Origin of the sequence: Acinetobacter sp. NRRL B-65365 (assembly GCF_001605865.1) — a bacterium.
Classification (GTDB): domain Bacteria; phylum Pseudomonadota; class Gammaproteobacteria; order Pseudomonadales; family Moraxellaceae; genus Acinetobacter; species Acinetobacter vivianii.
Genome location: NZ_LRPD01000085.1, coordinates 1 through 3096, shown reverse-complemented (window position 1 = coordinate 3096; position 3096 = coordinate 1). Strand labels below are relative to the sequence as shown.

Genomic DNA, 3096 nt, shown 5'->3' with positions numbered 1-3096 from the left:
GGGTAGAAAAGGTCATCCACTGATCAAATACTGACGTGTGAGTGCTTTATTTATATGACAAAAAATATTCAATTGATTGATTTTTGAACATGTTTTTTGTTTTTTTATGGTATAAAAATATCTCAATTATTAAACTTGAGAATAACAAATGTCTGAACAAAAATATCATTGGTATTTGATTGGTTATACTTTTAATGATGCAAGTAATAATGGAAATACAAGAAGTTTTAACATTCAACTGCCATTAGAATCCTTTCTACCACCTGTTTCTAAAACGAAACTAAATGAGTTGAATGCGATTGGTGCTGAGTGGATCAAGAAAAGTGATCCCTCAACACAGCCAGTGAACTTGTTTGCCATGTCGATTTGTTACCTGGGTGAGATGACCCAAGCGGAATTTAATGCATAATGAAAAATACAAGAATGTTTGGACGGTAGAAAAGTCTGGTTAGACTTAGACTGTTCAACATTCATTTTTAATGTATTCTATAAATACCCTCATGATATTGAGGGTATTTTTTGAAAAAATTAATATTTTTAAAATATCCAGATAGTTACGGATTGATAAGCAATTAGTCTAATAAACGCAGCATAGAAATCTAGGTAATTAAAAATCTAACTTTCTATTACATTGATGACTCTTTATAAATAAATTCATTTTTGTATATTTTTTTAATGACTTCGTATCAGCCATTTGATAAATTACCTGCATAATAAAGGGGTATTTTTATGACAAGAATTTTAATTACTTCAATGCTGCTGGCCTTGAGTTTTAATGTAACTGCTAATACTGATGATGAATTGAAAGAACAAGGAATTATTGGGCAGGATTTTAAGTTTATAGATCTTGATCGAGCGGCTGAGTATTTTAAGAAGTCGAATGAGAGGACTTCAAAATCAGTGACTTATAAATCAAATGAGTTGGTAAAGATAACATCAGCTTCCACGACGCCATTTTATTCTTCAGTAACATTCAGCCCAGCTTTAGATGTATCTGAAACTGAAGAAAAAGATTTAGCTGATTTTATAAGTACTAAAGATAGTTATCAGGTTTGGTGCAAAGAGCTTTATAACTCTAAATATATGGGCGTTAATGATCATAAAGTTGAGGTCTTTTATAAGAATAAAGTTGGAGAGACTTTGGGTAGTGTGATTTTGAATAACGAAACTTGTAGATAGCATTTTTAGTAATTACGACTTTTAATTATTGATTAGAAAACCTTAATAAAGCATAAATAGGTATTCGAGTTAGCAATAGAATAATTTAATTTATTAAGTCACTGTTTTATTTAAATTAAACTGACCTCTTATGGTCAGTTTTTTTATTGCTTAGAAAGAAGATACTATAAGTTAAGCGTCTTACTCAGCCATTTTGGCTGTACTCAAAGCTTATGTCTAATGAAACTATAATTCCAGCAATAAAATTAATAGAGTAACAACACTATTCACGTAAGTATATCTATAAAAATTCCTTAAAGAGGGCATTTTTTCTATAAGCGCTACTTTTAACTACAGTTAATTTTGTTAAGTTCATCACAAAAAAATAGTGATTAGTCACCTTTTATCAGTAATTAAAATTTATTGTTTGATAAAAAAACATTTGTAGTTATATTCAAAAAACATATTACTAAATCAGGTAATGTGGAATTTCAGGAAGAAATAAAATGAAAAAAACAGCAACAAAAATTGTAATCGCAACAACTTTGATGTCTTTAACCAACTTAACTTATGCCCAAGAGTTTAAGCGATTCTCGGTCTCGGCAGGTTGGTTACATGTGATGCCACAAGGTAAGGCGAATCCCTTTAATATTAATACCAATGTTAAAAATGGAACGGTCACCAAAGTCGGAAGTATTTCGACGACTAGCTTCTTAAATTCGGTTGATCCCAATGCGATGGGAACTGATTTAGGAGGAGAGCAGTTTAACCAAAAAGAATTTCTCGAGTTAGCTTTAAATGAGCCATCTTTGGCAGCAATATTAACTGATGGAAATGGCAATATCCTGCCAGAAGTTGCTGGTAGTGCTAATATTTATGGGTTAGAAAACTGGAGGCAGAATGATGCGGGTCTTGAAGTTGATGATGTCGATACTTTAGGTTTAATGTTTAATTATTATTTGAATGACAAAGTTTCATTACAGTTAATCGGGGGCGTTCCACCGAAAGTTGATATTAAAGGAGAGGGAGAAATTGCAGCGCCTTTAACTGGATTAGCAGTTTCTCCAAATGAAATCGTAAAGATTTTGTTCCCTGATGGTATTACCTTAGGTCAATCTATTCCTATTACAAATTTAGGTAACAAGTCCAAAGCTGCAACAGTTCGCGCATGGACTCCAGCGATAGAAGCACAATATCAGTTTGGTACAGGTGGCATAGATAAGTTTAGACCATATGTTGGTGCTGGTCTGATGTATGCTCATTTTAACCAGATTAAGCTTAATGAAGGAATTAGAGCTGATTTGATCTCAGCTGGGCATATGATTCAAAATGTATTGGATGGTAAAGGTGGAGCTGCTTTAGACCGAAAAGTCTCAAGTGGTGATATGACTGTCAAAGTAGATGCGGATGATGCGATTGCACCTATTGTTTCCGTTGGCTTTACTTATGATTTTAATGATTCTTGGTATGGAGTTGGTTCAGTTTCCTATGCAAAATTGAATAATAAAGCCACTATTGATGTCGTCAACAAAAATACAGGCAGTAAATTAATTCACGCGACAACCAAGATTGATATTGATCCACTGATTACTTATGTTGGCGTGGGATATCGTTTTTAAATCACTGAGTAGACATGTTTGGATTAGTGTAAAAGCCCTTTGAGGAGGGCTTTTACTGGCTGTGGTGAGGTTTTATTTATAGTTTAGAAATTAACGACCACCACCTGTGCAGGAAAAGCCACAACCTTTACCACCAATAAAACCTGTTTCAGCTTTTGGTGTGAAATCTGTTGCCATAACACTAGTAGAAATTGTAAGTAATGTAGCTACTGTAAGAAGTACTTTTTTCATAGTAAGACCCTCAAGTTTAAATATTTTTAAGTAATAGTAAGATTCATAGTTACTCTATAAATCATGTGATATATATTGCAATTAAAAT

Annotated in this window: 4 protein-coding genes; 3 read left to right on the top strand and 1 reads right to left on the bottom strand. The window is 32.8% G+C overall.

Features of this window, described 5'->3' with window-relative positions; genetic code table 11:
• The first annotated feature begins 148 nt into the window (after nucleotides 1-148).
• The 3 genes from AWW72_RS18720 (at nucleotide 149) to AWW72_RS18710 (ending at nucleotide 2777) form a co-directional block, all read left to right on the top strand.
• Nucleotides 149-409, top strand: coding sequence for a hypothetical protein (locus AWW72_RS18720; protein WP_005257798.1), 261 nt, complete (start codon nucleotides 149-151; stop codon nucleotides 407-409).
• A 320-nt stretch (nucleotides 410-729) separates the two neighbouring features.
• Nucleotides 730-1179, top strand: a complete 450-nt coding sequence (locus tag AWW72_RS18715) for a hypothetical protein (protein ID WP_062848325.1) — start codon at nucleotides 730-732, stop codon at nucleotides 1177-1179.
• A 485-nt stretch (nucleotides 1180-1664) separates the two neighbouring features.
• Nucleotides 1665-2777, top strand: a complete 1113-nt coding sequence (locus AWW72_RS18710) for an OmpW/AlkL family protein (protein ID WP_062848324.1) — start codon at nucleotides 1665-1667, stop codon at nucleotides 2775-2777.
• Nucleotides 2778-2867: 90 nt separating this feature from the next.
• Here the strand turns inward: AWW72_RS18710 and AWW72_RS19540 are convergent, their stop codons facing one another.
• Nucleotides 2868-3008 (bottom strand): hypothetical protein, encoded by a 141-nt coding sequence (locus tag AWW72_RS19540; RefSeq protein WP_171254752.1) that lies wholly within the window; start codon nucleotides 3006-3008, stop codon nucleotides 2868-2870.
• Nucleotides 3009-3096: the final 88 nt, after the last annotated feature.

Bases quoted from the DNA above. Each gene is read 5' to 3' on its own strand.
- AWW72_RS18720 (WP_005257798.1), top strand. From the start codon at position 149: ATGTCTGAACAAAAATATCATTGGTATTTGATTGGTTATACTTTTAAT.
- AWW72_RS18715 (WP_062848325.1), top strand. From the start codon at position 730: ATGACAAGAATTTTAATTACTTCAATGCTGCTGGCCTTGAGTTTTAAT.
- AWW72_RS18710 (WP_062848324.1), top strand. From the start codon at position 1,665: ATGAAAAAAACAGCAACAAAAATTGTAATCGCAACAACTTTGATGTCT.
- AWW72_RS19540 (WP_171254752.1), bottom strand. From the start codon at position 3,008: ATGAAAAAAGTACTTCTTACAGTAGCTACATTACTTACAATTTCTACT.